14 protein-coding genes are annotated in these 25,484 nt (G+C 70.7%); 10 read left to right on the top strand and 4 right to left on the bottom strand.

Annotation, left to right across the window (positions count from 1 at the left end; all coding sequences use genetic code 11):
- Positions 1 to 781: 781 nt before the first annotated feature.
- From ACWCSV_RS15115 to ACWCSV_RS15105, 3 genes are all read left to right on the top strand, one after another.
- Positions 782 to 1,576, top strand: a complete 795-nt coding sequence (locus tag ACWCSV_RS15115) for an aminotransferase class IV family protein (RefSeq protein WP_451142235.1) — start codon at positions 782 to 784, stop codon at positions 1,574 to 1,576.
- Between the two features lie 511 nt (positions 1,577 to 2,087).
- Positions 2,088 to 2,669, top strand: a complete 582-nt coding sequence (locus ACWCSV_RS15110) for a hypothetical protein (protein WP_451142233.1) — start codon at positions 2,088 to 2,090, stop codon at positions 2,667 to 2,669.
- A gap of 191 nt (positions 2,670 to 2,860) precedes the next feature.
- Positions 2,861 to 3,502 (top strand): class F sortase, encoded by a 642-nt coding sequence (locus tag ACWCSV_RS15105; RefSeq protein ID WP_451142231.1) that lies wholly within the window; start codon positions 2,861 to 2,863, stop codon positions 3,500 to 3,502.
- A gap of 57 nt (positions 3,503 to 3,559) precedes the next feature.
- Here the strand turns inward: ACWCSV_RS15105 and ACWCSV_RS15100 are convergent, their stop codons facing one another.
- The gene (locus ACWCSV_RS15100) at positions 3,560 to 4,354 is read right to left on the bottom strand and encodes a sulfite exporter TauE/SafE family protein (protein ID WP_451142229.1); all 795 of its coding nucleotides are present in this window, start codon (positions 4,352 to 4,354) and stop codon (positions 3,560 to 3,562) included.
- Positions 4,355 to 4,655: 301 nt separating this feature from the next.
- Between ACWCSV_RS15100 and nirB the strand changes: the two genes are divergently transcribed.
- The 3 genes from nirB to ACWCSV_RS15085 all read left to right on the top strand — a co-directional run bounded on the left by nirB (position 4,656) and on the right by ACWCSV_RS15085 (position 8,648).
- Positions 4,656 to 7,295: a nitrite reductase large subunit NirB gene (gene nirB / locus ACWCSV_RS15095; protein WP_451142227.1), complete on the top strand. Its 2,640-nt coding sequence runs from the start codon at positions 4,656 to 4,658 to the stop codon at positions 7,293 to 7,295.
- On the top strand, positions 7,295 to 7,663 hold the full coding sequence (gene nirD, locus ACWCSV_RS15090) for a nitrite reductase small subunit NirD (protein WP_451142225.1): 369 nt from the start codon (positions 7,295 to 7,297) through the stop codon (positions 7,661 to 7,663). Before nirB ends, nirD begins: the two co-directional genes overlap by 1 nt.
- Positions 7,664 to 7,724: 61 nt before the next feature.
- Positions 7,725 to 8,648: an oxidoreductase gene (locus tag ACWCSV_RS15085; RefSeq protein WP_451142223.1), complete on the top strand. Its 924-nt coding sequence runs from the start codon at positions 7,725 to 7,727 to the stop codon at positions 8,646 to 8,648.
- A 13-nt stretch (positions 8,649 to 8,661) separates the two neighbouring features.
- Here ACWCSV_RS15085 and ACWCSV_RS15080 read toward each other — a convergent pair whose 3' ends face one another.
- Positions 8,662 to 9,072 (bottom strand): VOC family protein, encoded by a 411-nt coding sequence (locus ACWCSV_RS15080; protein WP_451142221.1) that lies wholly within the window; start codon positions 9,070 to 9,072, stop codon positions 8,662 to 8,664.
- Positions 9,073 to 9,290: 218 nt separating this feature from the next.
- Here ACWCSV_RS15080 and ACWCSV_RS15075 point away from each other — a divergent pair, with 218 nt between their 5' ends.
- Entirely contained in the window at positions 9,291 to 9,899 is a 609-nt protein-coding gene (locus tag ACWCSV_RS15075; protein WP_451142219.1) for a TetR/AcrR family transcriptional regulator, read from the top strand.
- A gap of 114 nt (positions 9,900 to 10,013) precedes the next feature.
- The gene (locus ACWCSV_RS15070) at positions 10,014 to 11,591 is read left to right on the top strand and encodes an MDR family MFS transporter (RefSeq protein ID WP_451142217.1); all 1,578 of its coding nucleotides are present in this window, start codon (positions 10,014 to 10,016) and stop codon (positions 11,589 to 11,591) included.
- A 161-nt stretch (positions 11,592 to 11,752) separates the two neighbouring features.
- On the opposite strand, the gene ACWCSV_RS15065 is transcribed toward ACWCSV_RS15070, so the two are convergent.
- Both ACWCSV_RS15065 and ACWCSV_RS15060 read right to left on the bottom strand, forming a co-directional pair.
- Positions 11,753 to 12,496 carry a hypothetical protein gene (locus tag ACWCSV_RS15065; protein WP_451142215.1) on the bottom strand — a complete coding sequence of 248 codons (744 nt, stop codon included), beginning with the start codon at positions 12,494 to 12,496 and terminating at the stop codon, positions 11,753 to 11,755.
- A 201-nt stretch (positions 12,497 to 12,697) separates the two neighbouring features.
- Positions 12,698 to 20,467, bottom strand: coding sequence for a polymorphic toxin-type HINT domain-containing protein (locus ACWCSV_RS15060; RefSeq protein ID WP_451142213.1), 7,770 nt, complete (start codon positions 20,465 to 20,467; stop codon positions 12,698 to 12,700).
- A gap of 633 nt (positions 20,468 to 21,100) precedes the next feature.
- On the opposite strand from ACWCSV_RS15060, the gene ACWCSV_RS15055 reads away from it, so the two are divergent.
- Positions 21,101 to 24,643 carry a DNRLRE domain-containing protein gene (locus ACWCSV_RS15055; RefSeq protein WP_451142211.1) on the top strand — a complete coding sequence of 1,181 codons (3,543 nt, stop codon included), beginning with the start codon at positions 21,101 to 21,103 and terminating at the stop codon, positions 24,641 to 24,643.
- Positions 24,643 to 25,416, top strand: a complete 774-nt coding sequence (locus tag ACWCSV_RS15050; RefSeq protein WP_451142209.1) for a hypothetical protein — start codon at positions 24,643 to 24,645, stop codon at positions 25,414 to 25,416. Before ACWCSV_RS15055 ends, ACWCSV_RS15050 begins: the two co-directional genes overlap by 1 nt.
- Positions 25,417 to 25,484: the final 68 nt, after the last annotated feature.

Genomic DNA, 25,484 nt, shown 5'->3' with positions numbered 1-25,484 from the left:
GGTCGGCGTGCAGGGACTGCGCGGCATCGAGGGGCCGGCGGGCCCTGAAGGCGTGAGCGGCCCGGCAGGGCCCGAGGGCGCCGTCGGCGCGACGGGCGCCGAAGGCCAGCCGGGCCGGGACGGCAGGGACGGAAAGCCGGGGGCGCACGGCATCCCCGGCGCCGACGGCAGGGAGGGTCCGGCTGGGCCCCGGGGGCCTCAGGGCTCCCGGGGAGACCCGGGCCCGGAGGGCCAGGTGGGCCCTCGGGGCCCCCGTGGCCCGAAGGGCGACTCCGGCGACCCGCCCAGCCCCGAGTACGTACGCCAGCTCGTCAGGGAGGCGCTCGCGGAAGTCGGTTTCTGCACTCCTCTGTAAGAAGCCGCGTGGTGGCGGACGACGGGCCGCCGGGGGGACCTCCGGTCGCGGGACCCCCGGGGTCTCCGCCTCGGCGCGAGCCGATCAGGCCGCCGCCGTACACCTTTCCCATGTGTTTCCCGTGTGCGGAGGAATACCTTTCCTCCGCACACGGGAATCGGGAATGACCCGGCAGCGCGTGCGCACTGCGCATTCTCTTCCGGACGGATTCCGGTTACCGACACACTGATGCGGCCGGCGGCAGCAGTCACCCTGGTGCCGCCTTTCCCTGGAAAGATTCCGTCCCTACGCGGACATGACGAAACCGACGGAGATGCGGCCCGTCGTTTCCACCGGGCCACCGTTCCCACCCGGCCGCCCCTCACGGGTGACCCCCCACCCGGGGCGCGTCCGGCCGGTACCGAGGCAGGAATTACCTTGGACTCCATGATCCCTGCCTCGCCCGCCCCGTACGTCGAGTTCGACGGCCGCCCCGCCACCCCAGACGATCTGCGGATCCCCGCCTTCTCCGGCTACGGCCACTTCACGGCCTTCCAGGTCAGGGACGGCCGGGTGCGGGGCTGGGACCTCCACCTGAACCGGCTGCGCGCCGCGAACCAGGAGCTGTTCGGCCTGGACCTGGAGGCTGAACCATTGCGGGAGCTGGTGCGCAAGGCCCTGTCGGGAGCGGACGCACAAGACGCCTCGGTGCGGGTGCACGGCTTCCTGCCGCCGGGTGCCACGAGGACCGTGCTGATGGTGACGGTGGCACCGCCCGCCACCCCGCCCGGGAAGCCGCTGAGCCTCCTCTCGGTCGCGTACGCCCGCGAACTGCCGCACCTCAAGCGGCCCGGCGACTTCAGCCAGACCTACTACGGAAGGCTGGCGGTGCGTTCGGGGTACGACCAGGCGCTGCTGACCGCCCCCGGCGGAGTGGTCACCGAAGGGTCGATCACCAACATCGGCTTCTGGGACGGCGATCGCGTGGTCTGGCCGGACGCCCCCGCGCTGATCGGGATCACCATGGCACTGCTGGAGGAAGGGCTCGCCCTCACCGGCGCCCCTTCCACCCGGCGGCCGGTGACCCTCGACGGCCTCGGCGACTTCCGGGCCGCCTTCGTCACCAACTCCCAGGGCATCGTGCCGGTCCACCGCATCGACGACCGGTCCTTCCCCGTGGACGCGGAGCTGATGGAACTGCTGGAGCGGGTGTACGGGGACGCCCCGGCCGATCCGGTCTGACGGCGGGCGGTCCGCCGGACGGCGGGCGGTCCGCGCGAGCATGAGGCGGTCTGCGCGAGTACGAAGGCGGTCTGCGCGAGCACGAAGGGGGAGGAGACGCCGCCCGGCCCCGGACGCGACAACGCCCTCACCGGGCCCGGGGGGGGTGGGGCCGGTGAGGGCGGTTGCCAGGGGGTGGCGGGGGGGGTGCCACCCCGTGGGGGGATATCCAGCGTGTGCCCGACCCCCGGGAGAGCATGCATGTGACCTGCGTCACACACAAGGTTTGACGGTCACCCGTTCGGCACCGGGGCGTGCCGTACGGACCGCACGGCCGGGTTTCACCGCCTTGACCTGCGACGATCACGCGCGGCAAGGGTGCCGCGCCGGTCCGTACGGGTGACTTCTGAAGGCGCGTCAGCAGGCATGGGGGGCGGTGCGCCCGTTACCTCGGAGGCAGGACCCGTCCCGTCCGGCCCGTCCGGTCCGGGCCCGTCCCGCTCTGCTCGCGCCCGTATCCGGAGGACCTCCCATGCTCCGTCCACTCCGCTCCACGGCCGGTACCGCCGTCGCTCTCGCCGCGACCGCGACGTTCGGCCTCGCCCTGCTCGCTCCGGCCGCCTACGCGGGCGACGCCGACCGGGACCGGGGCCGGCTGGAACTCACCCCGGCCACCGCCGTGCCGGGCGCCAAGGTCACCGTGAAGACCACCGCCTGCGGCAAGAACGGCTCGGGCGTCGGCGACGCGAACTCCCTGGACGCGGGGGACTTCGATCTCTATCCCGGCGACGGCAAGGACGTCGCGGTCGGGCACTTCACCGTGCCGCGCGACACCCGCCCCGGCACCTACGGCATCGCTGTGGCCTGCGACAACGGCAAGGACGCCAAGGGCGACCTGCTGGTGACCGGTGGTGGCTCGGGGGACCACGATCAGGGCCAGGACCAGGGCCAGGGCGAGGACGGCCGACAGCCGTGGGGGCACGTCCAGACCGGTGTCGGCGGCAGTGTCGGCCCGGACAGCACCCGGATCGCGGCGGGCTTCGGCGTGCTCGGCGCGGCCGGCGCGGGTGCGGTGTGGATGGTGCGGCGGCGCCGGGCGGCAGACTCCCGCTGAACCGGTGCTGAACCGGCGCTGACCTCCCGCAAAGCCCTTCCCGCCGACCGTCGGACGCGACGGGAGGGGCCTTGCGGGGCTCCCTCCCCCGCGCCCGTACGCCCGCGCCCGTACACCCGCGTCCGTACACCCGCGCACCGCTGCGGGAGCCCGGCCGGCCCGGCTCCCGCGAGAACTCCGAGGACGGCACCGTGTCCCAGACGGCACACAAGGGCAAGGCCTGGCTGATCGGCGTCGCCGTGCTGGCCGGGGTCTGGCTGATCCAGAACGGTGCGGACACCCAGGTGGTGCCGCCGCAGCCGTCCGCGGCGGAGGCGTTCGCCGCCGGGCCGCAGCTCCAGCCGGGGTCGCCCGTCGCCGAGCCGCTGGCCCCGTCCACCCCCGTCCGGGTGCGCATCCCCGAGATCGACGTGGACGCCCCGCTGACCCGGCTCGGCCTCCGCCCCGACGGCAGCCTGGACGTGCCGCCGGAGGAGAACCGCAACCTCGCGGGGTGGTACGGCGACGGCACCCGGCCGGGCGCCCTGGGCACCGCGCTGATCGCCGGGCACGTGGACAACGCGAAGGGCCCGGCGGTCTTCTACGGCCTGGGGTCGCTGGGGCGGGGCGACCGGGTGGAGGTCGTACGCGAGGACGCGCGCACCGCCGTCTTCTCGATCGACGCGATCGAGGTCTACGAGAACGACGACTTCCCCAGCACCCGTGTCTACGGGAAGGCGCCCTATGCCGCGCTGCGGCTGATCACCTGCGGCGGCGGCTTCTCGAAGGACACCGGCTACCAGGGCAACGTGGTGGTCTACGCCCACCTCACGGACGTGCGGGAAGCGGCCTGAGCGGGGACGGGAAGGCCCGGCCCGAGCGGGCCGCCACGCCCTCGGCCCGAGTGGGGATCAGCCCGAGAACTGGTCGAAGCCCAGCTTGGCGACGAGTGAGAAGACCACGACCAGCAGCACGCCCCGGACGAACCCGCTGCCGCGGCTGAGCGCCATCCGCGCCCCGGCCAGTCCGCCCGCGAGGTTGAAGACCGCCATCAGCGCGGCGAGCTGCCAGAGCACGGTGCCCTGTACGGCGAACATCACCAACGCCCCGGCGTTGGTGCAGACGTTCACGATCTTGGCGGTGGCCGAGGCGGTCACCAGGTCGAGGTGGAGCACGGCGGTCAGTGCCAGCACCAGGAACGTGCCGGTGCCCGGTCCGAAGAGTCCGTCGTACAGGCCGATGCCGCCGCCGACCAGCACGATCGCGGTGACCGTACGGGCGCGGGTCACCACCCGCCGGTCCGTACCGCCGTCGGCCGCCGCCGTGCCGAACGAGGGCCGCAGCAGGACGAAGGCGGCGACCGCGAGCAGCACCACCATGATCACCGGGCGGAGCACCTCGCTGCTGATCCCGGCCGCGAAGAACGCCCCGGTCATCGATCCGGCGAGCGCCATCAGCCCGATCCGCAGCGCCGTGCCGACCTCGACCGGCGCCCGGCGCGCGTAGGTCACGGCCGCGCCGCTCGTCCCGACGATCGCGACGGCCTTGTTGGTGCCGAGCACCTGCGCCGCCGGGACGTGCGGCAGTCCCAGCAGCAGGGCGGGCAGGAGCAGCAGCCCGCCGCCGCCCACCACCGCGTCGATCCATCCGGCCGCGCACGCGGCTATGCAGAGCAGGACGACGGTGGTCAGCGTGATGTCAGGCATGCACAGGACATTAAGCGATGGCTCCGGACAGCCCCGCACCTCCCCCGACCTGCGCGGTTGCCTACGATGCGGCCCCGCCCCGGCCACCGTGCACGCCCTCACACCGGCTGCCGGCCCGTGCTGAGCGCAAGGTTCCTCCCGGGAAACAGCCGGGATGCGGTCGGGTAACACCGGCCGCCCATCGTCGGGGACATGACGACGAGCGGCCGGTGCGGTCCGGCCGCGTCCGGCACAGGACGCCGGACGGCTCCCGCCGGTACGTCCCCGCTCCACCCGCCCACCGACGACGGAGGCCCCCGAGATGCCGGTGTCCCCTTTCCCGACTTCACCCGCCACCGCCGCTTCCTCGGCTTCCGCGCTCACCTCCGCGCGGGCCGCATCCGCGGTCACCCCCGCGCACACGATCGTCGTCGTCGGCCACGGCATGGTCGGCCAGCGTTTCCTGGAGGCGCTCGTGGACCGGGGGATGACCCCGGCGGCCGGCGGACCCCGGGTCGTCGTGCTCTGCGAGGAGCCCCGCCCCGCCTACGACCGGGTCCACCTGACCTCGTACTTCTCGGGCACCTCGCCGGAGGATCTCTCCATGGTCGAGGCCGGGTTCATGGAGGCCCACGGCATCGAGCTGTACGTCGGCGACCCGGCCGAGGCCGTCGACCGCGAGGGCCGCACGGTCACCTCGCGGTCCGGGCTCGCCTTCGGGTACGACGCGCTGGTGCTGGCCACCGGCTCGTTCCCGTTCGTCCCGCCGGTGCCCGGCAAGGACGCGGAGGGCTGCTTCGTCTACCGCACCATCGAGGACCTGCTCGCCATCGAGGCGTACGCGAAGAACGCGAGGACCGGCGCGGTGGTCGGCGGCGGGCTGCTCGGTCTGGAGGCGGCGGGGGCGCTCAAGGGGCTCGGCCTGGAGACCCACGTGGTGGAGTTCGCGCCCCGGCTGATGCCGGTCCAGGTGGACGAGGGCGGCGGGGCGGCGCTGCTGCGCACCATCGAGTCCATGGGGCTGAGCGTCCACACGGGCGTCGGCACCCAGGAGGTCACCACCGGGGAGGACGGCGCCGTCAACGGTATGGCGCTGTCCGACGGTTCGGCGCTCGCCACCGATCTGGTGGTGTTCTCGGCGGGCGTCCGGCCCCGCGACCAGCTGGCCCGCGACTGCGGTCTGGAGGTCGGTCCGCGCGGCGGGATCGTCGTCGACGAGGAGTGCCGCACCTCCGACCCGTCGGTCTTCGCCATCGGCGAGTGCGCGCTCGCCTCGGACGGCCGGGTGTACGGGCTGGTGGCGCCGGGTTACGAGATGGCGGTGACCGCCGCCGGGGTGATCGCGGGCCAGGAGGCGTCGTTCACCGGCGCGGACCTGTCGACCAAGCTGAAGCTCCTCGGCGTGGACGTGGCCTCCTTCGGCGACGCGCACGGCACTGCCGAGGGCTGCCTCGACGTGGTGTACGCGGACTCCCGCTCGGGGGTGTACAAGAAGCTGGTGATCGGCGCGGACGGCACCCTGCTGGGCGGGGTGCTGGTCGGGGACGCCGAGCAGTACGGCACGCTGCGGCCGATGACGGGCACGGTCCTGCCGGTGCCGCCGGAGCAGCTGGTGCTCCCGGCCGGTGCGGGCGGCCCGGTCGCGCTGGGCCCGTCCTCGCTGCCGGACGAGGCCGTCATCTGCTCCTGCCACAACGTGACCAAGGGCGCGATCTGCGAGCACACCACCCTGCCCGAGGTGAAGAAGTGCACCAAGGCGGGTACGGGGTGCGGGAGTTGCGTCAAGGTCATCGGGCAGCTGCTGCCGCGGAGCCAGGACGCGGGGCTGTGCGGCTGCTTCGCCCGTACCCGCAGCGAGCTGTACGAGATCGTACGCACCCTGGGCATCACCACCTTCGCGGAGCTGCTCGACGGGCACGGCCGGGAGTCGGCGCGCGGCGGTGACGGCTGCGAGGTCTGCAAGCCGACCGTCGGCTCGGTCATCGCCTCGCTCGCCCCCACGGTCGGCGCCAGCGGTTACGTGCTGGACGGCGAGCAGGCGGCGCTCCAGGACACCAACGACCACTTCCTCGCCAACCTCCAGAAGAACGGCTCCTATTCGATCGTGCCGCGCATCCCGGGCGGCGAGATCACCCCGGAGAAGCTGATCGTGATCGGCGAGGTGGCCCGCGACTTCGGGCTCTACACGAAGATCACCGGAGGTCAGCGGATCGACCTCTTCGGCGCTCGCGTCGACCAGCTGCCGCTGATCTGGACGAGGCTGGTGGACGCCGGGTTCGAGTCGGGGCACGCGTACGGGAAGTCGCTGCGGACGGTCAAGTCCTGCGTGGGGCAGACCTGGTGCCGGTACGGCGTGCAGGACTCGGTGAGGATGGCGATCGATCTGGAGCTGCGCTACCGGGGGCTTCGCTCCCCGCACAAGCTCAAGTCGGCGGTCTCCGGGTGCGCCCGCGAGTGCGCGGAGGCCCGGGGCAAGGACTTCGGGATCATCGCCACCGCCGGTGGCTGGAACCTCTACGTGGGCGGCAACGGCGGTGCCACCCCGCGCCACGCGGACCTCCTCGCCCAGGACCTCTCGGACGCCGAACTCGTGCGCCTGATCGACCGGTTCCTGATGTTCTACATCCGCACGGCGGACCGGCTGGAGCGCACCTCGACCTGGCTGGACCGGATCGAGGGCGGCCTCGACCACGTGCGGGACGTGGTGGTGCACGACTCGCTCGGCCTCTGCGACGAGCTGGAGCGGATGATGGCCGAGCACGTCGCGGGGTACCGCGACGAGTGGGCCGAGACCATCGACGACCCGGAGCGGCTGCGCCGGTTCGTGACCTTCGTGAACGCGCCCGACGCCCCGGACCCCTCGGTGCGGTTCGTGCCGGAGCGCGACCAGGTCAAGCCCGACCTGGACATCCTCGCGGGCCCGGTGCTCGCCATCCGTACGCTGGAAGGGACCGCATCCTGATGACTGCGACGACGACGGCCCACGCGCCCGCCCCGGACCGCACGACAGTGGTGCAACTCGCTTTTGAGGGAGGGTGGTTCACGCTCTGCGACCGCTCCCTGCTGGACCCCGGACGCGGGGTGGCGGCGCTGCTGCCGGACGGCCGCCAGGTGGCGGTGTTCCTGGACCGGGCGGGACGCGCGTACGCGATCGACAACCGGGACCCCTTCACTGGGGCGTACGTCCTCTCGCGCGGGCTGGTCGGCTCGGCCGGGGGGCGGCCGTTCGTGGCGTCGCCGCTGCTGAAGCAGCGCTTCGACCTCGCGACGGGGGCCTGCCTGGACGACGACGAGGTGGCGGTGGAGGCGTTCGAGCTCCGGGAGGCTTAGGTCGTGTCCGGCGGGCGTCCCGTTTGCGCCGGCCCGGTCCGCCGGTCGTACCCTGGGGCCCATGATCCAGGGCTGGAACACGCACGACATCCCCGACCAGAGCGGCCGCACGGCCGTGGTCACCGGGGCCAACAGCGGCCTCGGCCTCGTCACGGCACGGGAGTTGGCCCGGCACGGCGCCCGGGTACTGCTCGCCTGCCGTGACGAGGAGCGCGGGGAGGGCGCCGCGGACCGCATCCGGCGGGCGGTGTCCGGGGCGGACGTGGCGTTCGTACCGCTGGACCTGGCGGACCTCGCCTCCGTACGGGAGTTCGCGGCCTCGCACGCACCGGACCGGATCGATCTGCTCGTCAACAACGCGGGCGTGATGGCGTTGCCGTACGGGCGGACCGCCGACGGCTTCGAGACGCAGTTCGGGGTCAACCACCTCGGGCACTACGCCCTGACCGGGCTGCTGCTGCCCGCTCTGCGCGCCGCCGGGAAGGCCCGGGTGGTGACGGTGTCGAGCGGGCTGCACGCGCTGGCCGACATCGACATGGGCGACCTCAACAGCGAGCACGATTACCGGCGCTGGGTCGCCTACGGCGCTTCCAAGTCCGCCAACCTGCTCTTCGTCCACGAGTTCGCGCGGCTGCTGGCGCGGTCCGGTTCGCCGATCGTGGCGGCGGCCGCCCACCCCGGGTACGCCTCCACCAACCTGACGAAGGCGGGGCCCCGTCTGGAGCAACGCCCCCTCAGGGAGAGGGTGATGGGGCTGGGCAACCTGCTGTTCGCGCAGACCGCCACGGCCGGGGCGCTGCCCGTGCTGTACGCGGCGACGGCGCCGGGGGTCCGCCCCGACTCGTTCACCGGACCGGGGCGGCTGGGGTGGCGCGGTGCGCCGGCCCCGTCCTGGCGGGCGCGGCGCACCCGCGACGACGTGGCGGGCGAGCGGCTCTGGTCGGCCTCCCAGCAGCTCACCGGGGTGACGTACCCGGGGCTCTGAGCCCCGGGGAGCGTCAGGAGCGTTCGGCGACGGCGGCCGGGTCCATCCACATGACTTCCCAGGCGTGGTGGTCGGGGTCCTGGAAGGAACGGCCGTACATCGTGCCGTAGTCCTGGGTCTCGCCCGCCGGGAAGCCTCCGGCGGCCAGCGCCGTGTCGACGGTCTCGTCCACCTCGGCGCGGCTCTCCGCGCTCAGACAGAGGATGACCTCGGTCGACTTCTCCGCGTCGGCGATCTCCTTGGTGGTGAAGTCCTTGAAGCGCGGTTCGGTGAGCAGCATGACGTAGATCGCGTCGCTGATGACGACGCAGGCGGCGTGCTCGTCGGTGAAGCCGGGGTTGCAGTGGTAGCCGAGCTTCTCGAAGAAGGCCTTGCTGACATCCAGGTCCTTCACCGGAAGGTTCACGAAGATCATCTTTTCCATGGTGGTCCCACTCCTCCGTCGCGACGCCGCCGGAATTCGGCGGCGGTCCGTCCGGCGCCTCGGAGCCCGTCCGGCTCCCCTGCCATCCTGGCTCCGCTTCCGTGCGCTCTCGAAGAGGTAGACGGCCCACACGCCGGGAACTCATCGGCCGGAGCAGAGGATTGGCTCGAAAAGAATGAACTTTGCAGACTGTGCACTTTTGCATAGCATGCACCTTCGTGACCTCCTCTCCCCCGCCGCCGCCCGGACTGCGCGAGCGCAAGAAGCGCGCGACCCGTGAAGCGCTGGCCGACACGGCCCTGCGCATGGCGGCCGAGCACGGCCTCGACCAGGTGACGGTGGAAGCGGTCACCGCGGCGGTCGGGGTCTCGGTGCGGACCTTCTTCAACTACTTCGCCCACCTCGACGACGCGATCCTCGTCCCGGACCCGGACAGCGCCGTACGGACCCGCGACACGGTGCTCTCGGCACCGGCCGGCCTCGGCCCGCTCGCCGTACTCCGCCAGGTCCTCGGGGAGGAACTGGCCCACATCGAGGACGCGCCGGAGCGGTGGGAGCTCCAGTGCACCGTGCTGGACCGCACCCCTGCGCTCTTCCCCCGCTTTCTCGCGGCGCGCGGCGCCGACGAGGAGGCGCTCATCGCGGCGGTGGCCGAACGCCTCGGCCAGGACCCCAGGACCGACCTGCGCCCCCGGCTGCTGGTGCACGCCACCATCGCCACCGTCCGGGCCGCCGTGGAGATCTGGACCGCCACCGGCCGGTCCCGCTCCTTCCTGACCCTCTACGACGAGGCGTTCGACGAACTCGCCTCCGGCCTCGGCGAGTAGTCCGCCGAGCCGTCACGTGCCCCCGGCGGCCCGTCCCGGGCCGACCCGCTCTTTCCGCAACCGCCGCTCCCCCGGAGACGGCCGCACCATCAGAAACAAGAGGTACGCCAGCCGATGTCCGCTGCCGTGACGCCCGAAGCCCGGGAGTCCTCATCCATGAATCATCGCCAGATAATCCAGGCCATGTCCGGTCTCATGGCCGGTATGTTCGTGGCCATCCTCGCCTCGACGGTCGTCGCCAACGCGCTCCCGCGCATCATCACCGACCTGCACGGCAGCCAGTCCGCGTACACCTGGGTGGTCACCGCCGAGCTGCTGGCGATGACCGCGACCGTGCCGGTCTGGGGCAAGCTCTCCGACCTGTACGACAAGAAGGTGCTGCTCCAGCTCTCCCTGTCGATGTTCGTCGTCGGCTCGCTGGTCGCCGGCTTCTCCCACAGCGTCACGGTGCTCATCATCAGCCGGGTGCTCCAGGGCATCGGCGCCGGCGGTCTCACGGCGCTCGCCCAGGTCGTGATGGCCTCGATCATCCCGCCGCGTGAACTCGGCAAGTTCTCCGGCATCTTCGGCGCGGTCTTCGCGGTCGGCACCGTCGCGGGACCGCTGATCGGCGGCGTCCTCGTCGACACCTCGTGGCTCGGCTGGCGCTGGTGCTTCTTCATCGGCGTACCGTTCGCGCTGCTCGCCATCTTCCTGCTGCAGAAGACGCTGAAGCTGCCCGTCGTCCGCCGCGAGGCGAAGATCGACTATCTCGGCGCCTTCCTCATCATGGCCGGGGTCAGCGCCCTGCTGCTCTGGGTGACCCTCGGCGGCTCGAAGTTCGACTGGGTCTCCGGCCCGTCGGCCGCGCTCGTCCTCGGCGGTGCCGTCCTGATCGCGCTCGCCGTCCTGGTCGAGTCGAAGGTCCAGGAGCCGATGATCCCGCTGAGCATCTTCCGCAACCGGACCGTCTCCCTGACCACCGTGGCGAGCTTCCTCGTCGGTGTGGCCATGTTCGGCGGCACCGTCTTCCTCTCGCAGTACTTCCAGATCTCGCTGGGCAAGTCCCCGACGATCGCCGGTCTGATGAGCCTGCCGATGATCCTCGGCCTGATGGTCTCCACCACCGTCGCCGGGCAGCTCATCAGCCGGCGCGGCAAGTGGAAGGCGTTCCTGGTCGCGGGCGGCGTCATCATGACGGCCGGCATGTGCCTGCTCTCCACGATCGGTGCCGGAACGTCCTTCCTGGTCATCGCGCCCTGCATGGCCGTCCTCGGCATCGGCGTCGGCATGCTGATGCAGAACCTGGTCCTCGCCGCCCAGAACGACGTGCCCGCCGCCGAACTCGGCGCGGCCACCTCCACCCTCTCCTTCTTCCGCAGCCTCGGCGGCGCGGTGGGCACCAGCGCGCTCGGCGCGGTACTCAGCCACCGGGTCGCCTCGGAGCTGGAGAAGGGCTTCGGCAGCTCCGCGTCGGGCGGCGGCGACGGGGCCATCCCCGACCTCGCGACCCTGCCGGAGCAGGCGCGCGTGATCGTGGAAAACGCGTACGGCGTGGCGACGGGCTCCGTCTTCCTCGCCGGCGCGCCCTTCGCGCTGCTGGCGCTGGTCGCGGTCCTCTTCATCAAGGAGAAGCCGCTGAAGACCAAGAGCGGTCTGGAGCGCCTCGCCGAAGAGGGCGAACAGCAGCCGCCGGTGGTGCCGGTGCACTGACGCCGACAGGAACGGCCGGTCAGAGGTGAAGACCTCCGGCGCGGTGAGGGCGGTCAGGCGCCTCCACCGCGCCGGGGGTCTTCGTGCTCCACGCCCCGCCCGGCCGCCCGTTCGGACCGGGTCGACGCGAGGCACCCCTGCGGGACCGCAGGGGCAGCCGATCACTCTCTCCGTTCCGTAATCATGGACCGCGCCTGCTGGATGAGCTGGAGCACCTGGGCCTCCGTCAGCCGGCTCGTGTCCCGGATCAGCAGAGCGGCGTCGGCGACCTGCGGGGCCGGCTCGACGGCGGAGGGGGCGGCGCCCGTCAGAGCCGTCAGGACGTCCGCGGGGAGTCCGAGCACGGTGCCCAGCCCGGCGGTCAGCTCGGGGGTCGGCTCGATGCGCCCCCGGCCCAGCGCGCCGATGGTGGCCGCGGACAGACAGGTATCCGTCATCCGCGCCAGCACCTGGGCAGCCGCGCTCCAGCCCAGGTTGCGGTTCCCCAGCATCCGCACCAGGAGCGCCCCGGGTCCGGGCGGATACCGCTCGTACGGCCGGTCCGGCGGCGGTGCTGCCTCAGCACCGACCGGAAGCGAACGCGCCAGACGGCACAGCTCACGGCGGAAACGGGCCGGGAGGCCGAGCTCCAGTGCCACCAGGTCGGGGAGCCACCCCTGCGCGCCGCGGTCCCGGGGCAGCAGGCCCCAAGGCGGCGAGACTCCTGCGATCTCGTAAAGATCCGCCGTGGTCAGGCCGAGCGCACGGGCGAGGGGCCCCATCGACGGCAAGGGTGGTGGGGCGCCGCCCAGAATCGCCGCGGTCTCCTGCTCCGCGACGCCCGCCAGTGCCGCCAGACCGGCCGGGTCCAGCCGGCGTGCTTCCATGACGTGCCGCAGTACCCCGGAAAGGGTCGGAACGCTCACCAGTCACCTTCTTTCATCGACGTGTCGACGCGCTCCGCTCGCGTCCCCCGGCCGGTGGCGCGGCCGGACATTCGTTCCGCTTCTCCCTCTCGCGCCCGCCGCCCCACACGCAGGTGCCGCCGAGCCGGGTCGGGGATCTGCCGATCCACCGACCTGCTCGGCGGCACCTTCACGCGCCGGGGTCACCCCCTCGGACAGCCTCTAACTGAGCAAGGGCATTCCTGGCTTCCAGAGTCTCCAGGCATCATCGGCCACTTGGAGGCCGTGCCGCGCGAACGCCGCACGTGCGATGAACTGCAGTGGCATGTAGCCGGGTTCCGGCTGGGGGTGGTAATGACCCGAGAAGTTGTCGAACCTCGTGATCTGACCGCCTCGCGCCTTGAACGTACCCGCCATGATCACTGGCTGATGGTCGCCCAGAGACGTGTGGCCGGCATCGGGGTTGAGGTCCCACATCGAGTAGTCCTCCATGGAGCGGAGGGAGCCGTCGGTCCGTACCACGTAGTGGTAGTCACCGTCCGCGAGAGCCTCTCCCGGACGAATGCCCGCGTCCGAGGGAAGATCGCCCTGCGGGCTGTCGTCGGTGCCGGGGCGGCTCGGCTCGAATTCCTTCGGACCGCAGTTGTGGACGAGGACGGAGGTGTCTTCCGCCAGCACGTAGTAGGTGTGCAGGTCGTTGACGGTCAGGTTGTGGACCGTCGCCTCGGAATCCGTCCATCGCCGCACGGCCTCGACCTGGACGTACGTTCCCGAACTCGTCCGCAGCCACTCGCCAACCTTGAGGTCGGTGGCCTCGAGCCACGCGCCGAGCTCCTCGACCCAGAAGGGGTGGTTGTCGGTCGCCGTGATGGTCGCGCGACCGTCGCCCTTGTCCCCGTCGGTGTCGATCGTCACCTCGACGAGGTGTTTGACCCCCTCGCCCTTGATCTGCGCAGTGACGGTCTCGGCACTCGTTTCGCCCGTCTCCGGGTCCGTCGCCAGAACCTGGTCCCCGTTGCGGACATCCTCAATGGGCTTGGCCGTACCGTCGGCCATCAGGACCTTGGTACCGGGGACAAAACTGTTGTCGGCGCATCCCTTCTTGCGGGTGACGGTCTGCTTGGCCTTCTGAGCTGCGCTCTTCACCTTCTCGTTGGTCTTGGCAGCCGCCTTCTTCACCCTCTGGGCGGCGTTTCCGGTCTTCTCCGCCGCCTTCTTGGCGGCGCGGGTGGCTGCTTCCTGCGCCTTCTTCTTGGCCTGCTGCGCCGCCCTCTTGGCCGCGGCCTTCGCAGCGGCGGCAGCTCTCTTGGCAGCCGCGCGGGCCGCCTTGGCCGCCGCGATGATCTTGCGAGCCTTCTCCTGCGCCTTGCGCCAAGCGCTGATCGCACTGAAGGTCTTCTCGACCGCGCGCCAGATCTTCTTGCCCTTGCTGAAGACCGAGGTCCACGGGATCGCGTCGATGATCAGCGAACCGCAGGCCCACATGTCACCGCGGGAGAAGCAGCTGACGACGTCGTTCCAACCGATGAACTCCTTGAACACCGCCCATCCGACATTCATGATGATCTCGGACATCGAGGTGTTCAGCTGCTGGTTGGCCCAGGCCTCCTCGGCGGTCTCCGCGGTGCCGCCACCGCCACCGCCACCACCGCCACCGTCCAGCATCAGGCCGCTCGGGTCGGCGAAGGTGACGGGGTTGTTCTCGCAGTAGACGTACCCGTTCATCTGCACCGGGTCGGCCAGGTCTAGCACCGGGTCGGCGGAGATGAAACGGCCGATCTCGGGGTCGTACTCACGTGCCCCGAGGTGGACCAGGCCGGTGGAGTTGTCGTCGTCGCCGCCGATGTAGCCCTTGTGGGAGAGCCAGTTGGCGTTCTCCTTTCGGACCACCCCGAACGGGTCGGTCTTGTCGAACTTCACCGCGTTGCCCGCGGCGAGTTTGACATTGATGTAGGCGGTGCCGTTCTGGTCGGTCACCTGCATCGATAGCTGGTCCGCGCCGCCGCCCTGCTTGAACCGCATCACCACCGGAGCGCCGGCCTGCTGGTAGTACCGCTCCGAGTAGTTCGGCGTGCCGTCCACGTTGACCGAGACGGTGGTGTCGCCGAGGTAGAGCGTGCGGGTGCCGGCGGTGATCGCCATCAGGCGGTCGCCGGACGGGCCGTAGACGTACTTCGTCTCGTCGGCCGGCGCCCAGGACTGGGCGGTTCCGCTCGCGTCACAGGTGCCGAGCGTCAGATCGGTGCCCGCGGCCGTGTTGGCGCCGGGGACGACGAGACACTTGCCGGACGCGACGTGCTTGAGCTTGTGCCCGGACTCGACCGTGGTCCACTGCTGGGCCGCGGCACCGGTGCACTTGGCGATGACGGCGGCCGTGCCGTCGGCGGTTGCGCCGTCCTTCGGGACAACGCACTGGTCCATGACCTTCAGCGCACCCTTGGAGGAGTCGGTGGGCGTGGCGCCCTCGATCCTCAGGTTCTGGGCACGGGTGCCGTTGCATCCATAGAGCTGAATCGCCGTACCCGCGACCGTGGAGCTGGACGCCAGGTCGATGCACTTGCCCGACAGCCCGATCCAGGGGCCGGAGCCGCTTTCACCGAAACCGGTGACCGACTCCAGTTTGCCGTCCCAGGTCCAGGTCAGGCCCTGCTCGTCGCCGCCGTCCGTCCGGGTCTCGGTGTTGCCCGCCTTGTCGTACGTACGGGTCGAGGCCTCGGTGACCTTCGCTCCGGCGTCCGTCAGATAGGTGGACGAAATCCCGGTCAGGGTGTGCGGCTGGGTGCCGTCCGCCTTGCCGTAGGCGTAGGAGACGCTGGCGTCCTTCGCCGGGTCCAGCACCGTGGTGGTGGTGCCGACGGTACCAAGGTAGTGGTCGACCTCGGTCTTCCGGTTGCCCACGGCGTCGTAAGTGTACGACTTGTGGTAGCCGTCACCATCGGCGCCGATGGTCGGCGCGCTCGGCGTGCCGGTGGAGGTCACCGCGCAGGCGGTGTCGGACGCGGTCCACGCCTCGGTGAGCTGGCCAATCGCGTCATAGGTGAAGCACTGGCGGTCGGTCTTGGAGTCGACCGCGTCCTCGATCTTGGTGACGTTGCCCGCCGGGTCGTACCCGTAGGAACGGACGTTGACGCGGTTGCCGAGGACGGTGGAGGTGTCGCTGGTGGATTCACGGTCGGTGTACGCCTTGGTCAGCTCACCGGTGCGCTCGTCGTACAGGTTGGTCGTCCAGACCCGGTTGGGGTTCTCCCCGGTGACCGCCCGGAGCACCTCTCCGTAGACGCTGTAGTCGGTGTCCGCGTTGTACCAGTCGATACCCGACGTCGAGACCGGCAGGCCGTCCTCGTTGTACCGAGTGACGATCTTTTCGGGAGCCAGACCACCGGCGGAAGGCAGTGAAGCCGTCTTCAGCTGGCCGGACTTGCTGTACTCGTACGTGTAGGCGTACGTCTCCTGCAGGCCGTACTGCGCGGCAATCGTCGCCGGAAGGGTCAGCTTGGTCCCCGTCGGCTGGTACTCCGGGGTGTAGCCGGTCACCGTGCTGGTGTACGGCAGCCCGTCCGTGTAGCGGGTGGATGAGGCCATCTGGCCGAGGCCGCCGATGACCGTGTCGTACGCGGTCGACGTCAGGAGCTCGCCCGTGGACGAGTCCTTCCGCTGCTCGACAGTCCGGCCCAGCTCGTCGTACTTCGTCCAGACCTTGCTCTGCTTGCTGTCCGTGACCGTCTCCGGCCGGTTCAGCGCGTCGTACGTCGTGACGGTCGTACCCGTGTCCGGGTCGGTTGTCGTCAGCGGACGGCCGAGCGCATCGTACGTCCAGGACCAGACGTTCTTGGCCGAGTCCTCGGCCTTGACCTGGTCGCCGCGCGCGTCGAAGGAGTACGTCGTCGACCGGTACGCGGAACGTGCCGCGTCCGTGAAGGTGTCGACCCGGACCGTCCGCCCCAACGCGTCGCTCCAACTCCGCTGGGCGGCACCGCCGGTGGGCGGGATGACCGTGGAGGAGTCGTAGTTGTACTCGTACCGGGTGGCCTTGGTGGGCACGGTCGCGCCCGCCATGTACGGGGTCTCCGACAGGATGCGCCCCTGGCCGTCGTACTTGTAGAGGGTCGCGTTCGGGATCTTGAAGTCGGAGTCGACCTCGTACATCACCGCCTGGGGCAGACCGTCCGCGTAATAACCGTTGTTGGTGCGGGCGATGGTGCCGTTGGCGCTGTAGATGGTGTCGGTGATCAGACGGCCCTCGCCGACCGCCGGCTCCTGGCGCTGGCGCTCACGGCCCAGACCGTCGTAGAAGACGACGGAGTCGTCGTAGTCGGTGCCGTTGTCCTTCAGCGTGGAGCTGATGACGTTGACCGGCTCGCCGGGGGCAGTGTTGTAGGTGAACTTCACCGACGGAGCCTCGGTGGCGGCCTGCGAGGTGCCCCATCCGGCGGTGGTGCGGCCCAAGGCGTCGTACTGGTAGAGGGTCGTGCGCCCGTTGGCGTCGACCTCCTTCAGCGTGGTGCCGCGAGCGGGCTCCAGGTAGCTGGTGGAGGTCTGGTGCTTCGCGTTCTCCTCGGTGATCGAGTAGACCTGGCCGGTGGACGGCGTGTACGTCGTCTTCTCGGTCTCGTTTTTCGCGTTGGTCGTGCTCAGGACCCGCCCGAGGGAGTCGTACGTGAGCGTGGCGGTCTGCTGCCAGGCGTCACCCGGCCCGTTCAGCGACCACGTGGTCGTCGCCGAACCCGAGGTCGGGGTGGCGCCGAAGGCCAAGTCGTCGTAGGCGACTCGGGACCCGGCGATACGGGCGGAGACCGGAGCGGTCGCGGCGGCGGCACAGGTGCCTGCCGTCGTCAGCGTCTCCTTGTCCAGGCCGATCAGATTCTTGGACGTGTTGTGGACATAGCTGAGGACTGAGCACGACTCGTCGCCGGTCTTGCCGGTGTCACCGAGGGATTCCACGGTGAGCGGCAGGCCGTAGGTGTCGTCGTACGTGGTGTTGGTCCGCAAGGACCGCCACTGCCGCGTCTCGTTCACGTCGTACGTGCCCGAGGAGCGGGTGGTGGTGATGGTGTGGTCGTCCAGCACCCGGTACGCCTTCAGCGCCGGGATGCCGCCGTCACGGGCCCGGCTCGCCAGCTCCACGACCTTCGGATAGTCGACCGAGCGGGAGACCAGGGTGCCATTGTTGGCGGTGTAGTCGAGTTCCTCGGCGACCCGGCCCTGGAGAGCTTCGACGTCGTCGGCGATCTTGACGCCGTCGTTGTCGAGGACGGTCACCGAACGCTTGGAGCCGCCGGGGAGCGGGTCCCCGTCCATGCCGCGGAAGTAGCGCACGTCCGACATGGACTTCGCGCTGCCCTCGTACGTGTCCGAGGAGTCGGCGCCGCTGACCGTGCGGACCCGGCTGAAGCCGCGCCACTGGTCGTAGGTGCGGGTCTTCTTCTTGGAGAACTCGGCCTGGTTCAGGGCCCAGGCGCCCTTGGTGTCACCGTTGTCGCCGTAGACGTACGAGGTGGTGACGGGCTCGACGCCCTTGACGCCCGGGAGCTCCTGGACGTTGTCGACGACGTACTTGTTGAACCACTCGATCGACTCGTCGACCTTGTCCGGGTCCGGATGCCAGTACGCCGGGTAGCAGAGCAGCGTGTTGGACTCGACGGCAGGGAAGCCGGAGCCGTTCTTGCAGGCGCCGGTGGGCTCGCGGTAGTCGACGAAGGTCTCGCCGCCGTACTCGCTGATGATCCGCTCGACGCGCAGCCGGTCGAACGTCGGGTTCGGGTCCTTCTCGCCCCGGCGCACCCGGTTCGGCATCGGCTGGGTGTTGGCGACGAAGGTGACCGGACGCAGGGCCTGGGACTCGCCGTCGGTGCCGTAGCCCGAGCGGGTGATCGAGTCGAGCCAGAGGGCGGTGCCCTCGTCGGTGCGCTCGGCCGGGAGCGACTGCTCCAGCGTCCAGGAGTCGACCTTCGACAGAGCGGTGGAGCCCTCGGTGCGCTGGGTGGATGTGGTCACCTGGGCCAGGCGCTTGCGGGTCCAGAAGGTCGGTACGGGGACGTAGCAGTCCTTGCCGGACTCGCAGAGGAGGTCGGCGGGGGTGTCGTACCAGATGTGGTTCTTCGCGAAGTCGCCCGAGGTGAAGTTCGCCTCTGAACACGCGATGCCGTCCTCGACGAAGCAGCGCTCGTCCACCGCGAAGTCGACGCGGGCGAGCGGGGCCGCACTGAAGAGGGTGCCGGCGCGCTGGCCGTAGTCGATGCGCTTGAGGTAGCCGCCCCGGTCGTAGGAGACCGGGGTCTTGAACTTCATGTTCTTGGCGTAGAGGGACTTCTCCTTGTCCCACCACAGGGACATGGCGCTGCCGGAGGTGTCGACGACGTAGTCGAGGTTCCAGCGCCAGCCGCGGGTGCAGAAGGACTTGGCGAAGTCGGCGTCGTAGCAGTCCTCGCCGGGCTGGTTGCCCGAAACGGGGACGGTGAGGACGGAGTTGGTGACCGGGTCGTCGGCGGCGGTGCCGTTGTCGCTCCAGCCGGGGAGCTTGTGCTTGCCGAAGTAGTAGACGGTGCCGTCGCGGGTGGTGACCTCCCAGTACTCGCCCAGGGAGTCGCCGTTGCCCAGCGAGGTGTCCTTCAGCAGCCGCACGCGCGAGCCGTCACCGTTGGCGGTGACCCACTCGTTGCCCGTCTCGTCGTCGTCCTTGACCAGCTCGGTGGTCGTACCGCCCAGGGTCAGGGTCGCGTTCTCCGAGCCGTCACAGAGGTCGCTGGTCTTGCGCTTGGTGTTGTTGCCGCCCTCGGTGTCGTCCCGGCACGTCTTGTACGTACGCGTGATCGAACCCGGGTTGTAGTCCCAGCCGTCACCGATCCACGACGCCTGGTTGTTCGTGGCCGACGTACGGCCGTCCACACCCTGGGAGTTGTACCCGAAGGCAAGGCTCGGGGCCGGGCCGCCGGGGACGCTGGGCGCCTGGAGGTTGTACGTGTAGGAGAACCCGCCGGAGCTGCTGCCGGCCGTCCAGGAACCGGCGCTGGCCAGCGGGGTCGCGGAGAAGTCGCCCTTCGCGCCACTGCCCGCCGAGGTCGCCATGAAGACCGAGGAGCCCGAGTTGGCCGCGGCGCTGAGGGCCGCGATCCGGGTCAGCGGGGCCGAGCCGGAGGTCGGCTTGACGTACAGGGCCTGCGAGACGGTCCCGGTCGAGGTCGCCACGGCGTCCGTCGCCACGGGGCCCGTGTCGGTCAGGTCGGCGACGTCGAGGGTCGCCTCGATGCGGCGCTCACCGTCGAGGACACCGTCGCCCTCGACGTCGGTGGCCTGCGGCGCGACGACGTTGGTGGTGTCCACCTCGGTCGGCTCCGCACAGCCCTCGACGTCCGGGGTGGTCAGGAAGCACTCGGGGAACTTGACCAGCTGGAGCCGGTCCGCCCAGTTCGCGCCGTACAGCTCGGCGAACTCGGTGTAGTCCAGGGCCACTACCGCGTCGCCCGTGGCAGCCGCGGGCGGGGTCACGGTGAAGACCAGACCCTCGACGTCGGCCGCCGAGGACTCCGCCTGACTGGCCAACGCGACCTGCCAGTCACCCTCCAGCGCCGTCGTCTCCTCGGACGTCGCCGTCGCCGGAGCACCGATCCCGATCGGCAGCGTGCTGATCTGCTGCGTCTCGCCCGGCGCCAGCGCGTCCACCGTCCCGGTGGCCGGCGTCGTGATGCCGGTGCCCACCGGGGCGGTGATCTTCGTCGGCTCGTAGTCCTCGCCCGGCGGCACATCGGCCGTCGTCATGTCGGCGAGGCCGCCGCCGTCCTCACCTGGGGCGAGTTCGGGTTTGGGCAGGTCGACGAGGTCGACGCCCGAGCGGCTGCTGGGCGGCGGTACGGCGTACGAACTCGGCAGCATGCCGATCGTCACGGCGGTCGCCGCGACGACGACCACGCCGATGCGCGCCCGACGCCGACGACGGCGCTGCTCCTCGGTGCCGGGGAGATACCCCCGGCCACTCCATGAAAGCGATCCCCACACGACGGCCGCGGCCCCCCACAGTCGATCCCGACCACCGGCCGATCCATGCGGAAGCACACGGCGCCGAAGGCTAATTGATTCGCCGAATGTTCAGGCACGGATTCACAACTCGTCAAATGATCCGAGGCTCCAGTGATTTCAATCACACGCTAATTCCTCCCATTCCAGCTTTACCGTTTCTATGCCTTGGATACTGAAAATGGGGTCCATGGCACCAGAGATCGTCCGCTATGCGAACAAAGCAGAGCTCTCGTCACTCACAGGGCATCCTGGAGCCTCTTTCGGGATGTTTCCTGCATGTACGCGCACTTCGGCCCCCGGCCCGGACCGCCCGGGGAAGGAGACGGGCGCAACTCGGTGGCGCCTCCGCGGATCCGGCGGTGAACGCACCGTGACGTCCACGGGACGACCACGTCTATGGATGCCTCGTGCTCCTTCCGGCATGCTTCTCACTCGCCCCACCTCTCGGAACCGTTCCCAGTCACCGGACAGGGCCGATTTGGATCGGGGTTTACTGAAAACGTGAACGGCGTGCGCTTTCCGGAACGGTCCGGGTGAATACGGCTGGACAGCCGTCCTGACCTGTCCTCCGGAGTTGACGCGCGCCGTTTTTGGGGGAGGGAATCCAGCACCGTGGAACGTCGTCGTCCCAGCCGGGCAATCGCCCGGCGCACCGCGGCGGGAGTGGCGGCGCTCGTCGCCGCCGGTCTCGGTTTCGCCATGCTCGGGCCCGCCCCCGATGACCCGGTGCGGCAGTCCGCCACACCCGTGTCGCCCGCCACCGCCCCGCTCGACGAGAACGGCGCGCAGAAGCAGGCCGTCCGCACCGGCAAGCGCGTCGAGGTGGCCGCCCTGCGGGACGCCACCTCGACGACGTTCGCGCTGCCGGACGGCAGCTTCGAACTCACCGCGCACGGCGCTCCGGTGCGCGCGAAGGTCGACGGCGTCTGGAAGCCGCTGGACTCCACCCTGGCCCGTACGGACCGGGGCTGGGAGCCCAGGGCCGCCTCCGACCCGGTGGTGTTCTCCGCCGGGGGCGGTGCGAGCACGACGGGGAAGGCCAAGGGCAAGTCCGGAGCCCGGCAGGCTTCGTTCACCGTGTCACGCGCCTCCTTCAGCCACGCGGTGACCGGAGCGGCCGGCGGCACCCACGCGGTGACCGGAACGGCAGGCGGCACCAACGCCGTGCCCGTCGCGACCGACGACGCCCCCGCCTATCAGGATCTCGTCACCCTCAGCTCCGGCGGCCACGAGATCACGATGAGCTGGCCGGGCGAGCTGCCGGCGCCGCGCGTCGACGGCGACACCGCCCTCTACCCGGGCGTGTTCGACGGTGTCGACCTGCTGCTGACGGCCCGGGACAGCGGCTTCACCCACGTTCTGGTCGTGCACGACGCCGAGGCCGCGAAGGCTCTGGCCGGCACGGACCTCTCGTACCGCCTGAGCTCCCCCGACCTCTCCTTCCACCTGGACGCGGTGACCCACGCGGTCACCGCCGAGGACGCGTCCGGTGCGGAGATCGCGGTCTCGCCGACCCCGTTCCTGTGGGACTCCGCGGGCCGCCCGGCCCTGACGGAGGGCGAGGACCCCGACGCCCCCGAGGCTCCCGAGCCCGGAGTGGACCCGTCGCCGTCGTACTCGGAGGAGCCCGGCACCGAGTCCACGGACGCCCCGGCCGATCCGGACGCCCCGGAGAGCGACGACACCGCCGCTCCGGAGGGCGATTCCACGGCCACCACGCCGCCCTCGCCGTCCGCCGAGCCCACGCCCGGTGACGAGCCGTCGGCGGGCACCGCCGATCAGTCGTCCTACGGTTCCGCCCGCTCGGGCGCGACCGTCTCGCGCGCTGCCTTCCGCTCCGCCGACACGACGGACGTGCTCAGCCTGCCCGGCCTCGCCGGTCCGCAGATCGGGGCGCACAGCGCGGTGGGCACCGCCGCCCTCACGGGCGGCGGCACTGCCGACGCCACCCTGGCCATCACTCCGGACAAGGAGCTGCTGACCAGCGCGAAGACGGTGTTCCCGGTCTTCATCGACCCGTCGCTCACCGGCAAGACGAAGAACTGGACGACGACGTACAAGAAGTACCCGACGTCCAGCTTCTACGACGGCGCCAACTACAACACCGGCACCACCGAGGCGCGCGTCGGCTACGAGTCGACCACCGGCGGCCTCTCCCGCTCCTACTTCCGGCTCGCCTGGACGTCAAGCATCAAGGGCGCCACCGTCACCAAGGCCGACCTCCGGTTCTACGAGACGTACAGCTGGTCCTGCTCGGCCCGCGAGATGCAGGTCTGGCGCACCGGCGGCATCTCCTCGTCCACGACCTGGAACAACCCGCCGTCGAAGTCCGCGGAGATCGGCAGGAAGTCGTTCGCCAACGGCTGGAGTTCCTCCTGCCCGGACGCGTACGTGGTCTACGACGGCAAGTCGGTCGCACAGGACGCGGCGGACGGCGGCTGGACCAACTTCACCATCGGCCTCCAGGCGAGCACCGAGGACTCCTCGTACTCCTGGAAGAAGTTCAAGGCCGAGGGCGAGTCCGCCCCGAAGATCGTGATCACCTACAACCGCAAGCCGGCCGAGCCCACCAGCCTCGACATCTCCCCGGGTACAGGTTGCGACACCAGCAGCCCCTACCCGTCGGTCGGGCTCAGCGACGTGACACTGGCCGCCAAGTCCTCCGACCCGGACGGCGACCTGAAGTACCTGGACTTCGAGCTCTGGCAGTCCGGCAGCACCACCAAGGTCTACGACGGGAACCGGACGGTCGACTCGAGCGGCGCGGCCAGCGTGGTCATCGACGGCGCGGACGGCACGGCCAGCGCGCTCGCCAACGGCAAGACCTACTTCTGGCGGGTGCGGGCGCTCGACTCCTCGGGGGCCGCGTCCACCTACGGCCCGGCGGGCACCGTCGACTGCGGCTTCGTGTACGACTCCTCGGCGCCGAACTCGCCGGACATCACCTCCACGGACTACCCGGAGGACGACGGCAGCGGCACCAACTGGAGCAAGGTCAAGTTCGGTACCACGGGCAAGTTCACCTTCAGCGCCGCCGGTTCGACCGACACCGTGAAGTACCTGTACTCGGTGAACTCGACCAGCCTCAGCAAGACCACGGCGACCGTCGCCGCCGGGGGCTCGGTCACGGTGGCCATCCCGCCGCTGTCAGCCGGTCCCAACGTCCTCTACGCCAAGGCGGCCGACGCCTCGGGCAACACCTCGTCCACCGCGACGCAGTACCTCTTCTACGTCACCCCCCGCGATGCGGCGGACAAGGCGGGCGACGTGACCGGGGACGGGGTCGCCGACCTCTACCTGCTCGACGCCACCGGTGACCTGCGCCTCTACCCGGCCACCACCACCGGCGACATCCACGTCTCGCTCCAGGCCGCGCACCGCGACGGGATCAGTCTGGAGGCCGACCTCGACGAGGACGGAGTCTCGGACGGGGGCACCTACTGGCTGGACTCGGCCGGCAAGCCTTCGCTGATCACCCACAACGGCGACTTCCTGCCCGGCGACGGCATCCAGGACGTGGTCGCCCGCACCGGGGACGGGAAGCTCTGGATCTACCGGGGCGACGGCTACGGCAGCGTCGACGTCGAGCAGCGCACCGAGGTGTGGCTGCCGTCGAACGCCCCCGACCCGTCGACGTTCACCCAGATCCTGGCGACCGGCGACATCACCGGCGACAGGCGCCCGGAGCTCTTCGCGACCTCCGGCGACACCCTGTGGGTCTTCTCCGGCTACACCGGCGGCACCTTCCAGACCGCGACCCGGCTGTCCGCGTCGGCCTGGACCGACCGCGATCTGGTCAACGTCGGCGACTACAACGGCGACGGCGTCGCCGACCTGGTCTACCGCACCTTCGCCAGCGACCGGCTGCTGCTGCGCATCGGCAAGGCGGACCCGGCGGGCGGCACCAGCCTGACCTCGCTCGCCAGCGCGGTGAACTCCGCGACCGGTGTGGACGCCGAGTTCGGTACGGGCTGGAGCCTGGCGAACATCCCGCTGATGACGGGCACCCCGGACGTCTCCGGGGACGGCATCCCCGACATCTGGGCGATCATGGCGGACGGTACGGCCCGCTTCTACAAGGCCACGGCCACCTGGGGCGGCACCCCCACCACCGTCATCAGCGGTGGCTGGGAGAACAAGATGGCGATGGGCTGATGATCAAACCGCCCGAGGACCAGGACCGTACGGAGGAGGACGACACGATGAAGCGGTACGCACACGGCACGGCAGCCCGCCGGGTCACCGCCTGCGCGGTGTCGGCCGCGGCCCTGCTCCTCGCGGCGGGATGCTCCGTCAGCGGCAGCAACGGCGGGGGCGGGGGCCTGCAACGCCAGGGTGCCCCCAGCCCCGCCCCCACCGGCGTCGGCGGCCTCAAGGCGAAGGCCCTGAAAACCGGCAGCGTCCCGGGGGCGACGGTCACCACCCCGACCGGCGCCCAGGCCCCCCGGCCCAAGGACGTCGAGACGGACAAGCCGTGCGGGCCGCTGGCCCGCGCGGTCGCCGGCACCGCCCTCGGCTCCCCCGAGGACACCGTTCTCCGCCGGGTCACCGGCGACGGCCTGACCACCACCGTCACCCTCACCGTCTACCAGGACGAGGAGAAGGCCACCGCCGCCCTGAGCGCCCTCTCCGACGCGGCCGACGCGTGCACCGGCGGCTTCACGCTCAAGGTCTCCGGCACGGAGCACCGCGTGACGGCCGTGACCCGTGAGCTGGCGCCCCAGGGCGCCGATCAGGCGATGGGTTTCGGCGTCGCCCGGCAGACCACCGGCAGCGACGCGACGGACTCCCCGGAGAAGATCGCCGTGATGCGGCGCGGCTCCACCATCGCCCTCTTCACCACCACGGCGGCCGACGGCGCCACGGCTCCGAAGGACCTCGCCGTACCGCTCGCGGTCGTCGAGACCCAGTTCGTCGCCCTGGCCTGACGGCCCCCGCTCAGTACGGCGAAGCGCCCGCACACCGGAATGATGTGTGCGGGCGCTTCCTCGTGCCG

The sequence above is a fragment of the Streptomyces sp. NPDC001770 genome, assembly GCF_053596135.1.
Note: the sequence above shows the minus strand (reverse complement) of the source record. Positions and strands in the feature narration are given on the sequence as shown.